The 1710-nt window shown below is 62.6% G+C and carries 3 protein-coding genes; all 3 read right to left on the bottom strand.

Annotation, left to right across the window (positions count from 1 at the left end; translation table 11 throughout):
* On the bottom strand, positions 1-673 hold a 673-nt coding region (locus DBR24_RS18575; RefSeq protein WP_128615475.1), incomplete at its 3' end, for an aminotransferase class III-fold pyridoxal phosphate-dependent enzyme.
* Between the two features lie 142 nt (positions 674-815).
* Complete coding sequence (locus DBR24_RS18580) at positions 816-1301, bottom strand: GNAT family N-acetyltransferase (RefSeq protein ID WP_128615476.1); 486 nt, start codon at positions 1299-1301, stop codon at positions 816-818.
* A gap of 120 nt (positions 1302-1421) precedes the next feature.
* Positions 1422-1710 (bottom strand): sensor histidine kinase (locus DBR24_RS18585; RefSeq protein WP_146189082.1); only part of this gene is annotated, 289 nt, incomplete at its 5' end.

The following is a 1710-nucleotide window of genomic DNA, read 5'->3' on the forward strand; positions in this document are numbered from 1 at the left end:
TTTCCAGGTAGCTCAGGTTGGCGTTGACACCGGCAGCGCCACCGAGACCGAACGGGCAGCGGTAGTCGTAAGGGAACGGCATGAATTGCACGCCGTTACTGAGCAAGGCGCCCAACGGTTTTTTCGGCCCCAGGCTGCCCATCAGGCTCAACGCCCCCTGACTCATGCCGTGGTAACCGCCAGAGAACGACAGCACGGTGCTGCGCCCGGTCGCGGTGCGCACCAGTTTCAGCGCGGCTTCCACGGCATCGGTGCCGGTCGGGCCGCAGAACTGGATTTTCGCCTGCGCTGCCAGCGCCGGCGGCAGCAGACCGAACAGATCCTGCACGAACTGATCCTTGACCGGCGTGGTCAGGTCGAGGGTGTGCAGCGGCAACTCATCGGCCAGCACTTGCTGGATCGCCTCGATCACCACCGGGTGGTTATGCCCCAGTGCCAACGTGCCGGCACCGGCCAGGCAGTCAATGAAGCTGCGTCCTTCGACGTCTTCGACGTACAGGCCCCTGGCACGCTTGAGCGCCAGGGGAATGCGCCGTGGATAACTGCGCGCATTGGATTCCTGCTGGCTTTGGCGAGCGAGCAACGGTGATTCATGGAACTGGTACAACGTTTCGGCCGGCGCCGAGGCGACCCGGGCCGATGACTGTTCGATAAGGCTGGTGGCGACTGACATCTCTCGACCCCTCAATACGCTATGGATAGTGACCAAAACAGCACACTGGACAGATGCGCGTTCCGGTCGCGGAGCGCACATGCAGGTTTTCCTGTTCTGGAAACGCTTAAGCGTCCCGAGGATTTAGGCCCTTGATCGTTTGTCAGGCGCAGGCGGGAAACGACCGGACCATGGGCAGAGTCTGCAAACCTTCATGGGTCAAGGGCGGCGCCGCTTGGCGATAGCCCAGATGTCGATAGAACGCCTCGCCGGTACGGGTGCTGTTGAGACTGACCCGCTGCACCCCGCGCGGGCGCAACCAGCCTTGAAGATCATCCATCAGCGCCCGCCCGACGCCACGGCGGAAGCACTCCGGCTGCACGTAGCACAGGGTGATGTCGCCACTGGCCAGGGCCATGCCGACCCCCACCGGTTTGTCCCGCAACAGGGCGAGGTTGAGGTAGAAACGTGCATCGGCGAGCCACGTACAGAGGTGTCCGGCGGACTGCTGGCGGACCCAGGCATCGACTTGCCGGGGATTGTTGCGGTGGTCGAGTGCACAACCGATGCGGATCGAACGTTCGATGATGCGGCTGATAATGCCGGTGTCGGCCAGGGTGGCCGGACGAATACAGATGGGTGCTTCCATGGCGCGATCCCCTCAATCCATTGAGTCAAAGCTGCAGCGACCTTAACCCCGCAGCGGCCGGATGACTAATGGAGAGAAGTTACATTTGATGTGCCAATACACAGAGCTGACGGGGTGAACTCAGACGGCTTGCAACGGCATGGTCAACTCCACGCGCAAGCCGTCCGGGCGGCTGTCGAAGTGCAGCGCGCAGTCGCAACGCTGAACGATTGCCTGAACGATCGCCAGACCGAGGCCGCAACCGGTGCTCTGGCCGTTGCGCCAGAAGCGTTGGGTCAAATGCTGCAAATCGTCCGGGGGGATGCCCGGGCCATGGTCGCGCACGACAAAGCGCACACGGTTGCCGATAGTTTCCAGGCTCAGTTCGACTGCACAGTCCTGCGGCGTATGACGCAGGGCGTTGTCGAGC

It is taken from the genome of Pseudomonas sp. HMWF006 (assembly GCF_003061205.1).
GTDB classification, from domain to species: domain Bacteria; phylum Pseudomonadota; class Gammaproteobacteria; order Pseudomonadales; family Pseudomonadaceae; genus Aquipseudomonas; species Aquipseudomonas monsensis.

What these genes read in the sequence shown, in the direction of transcription:
- DBR24_RS18580 (WP_128615476.1), bottom strand. Translation starts at nt 1,301, where the DNA reads ATGGAAGCACCCATCTGTATTCGTCCGGCCACCCTGGCCGACACCGGC.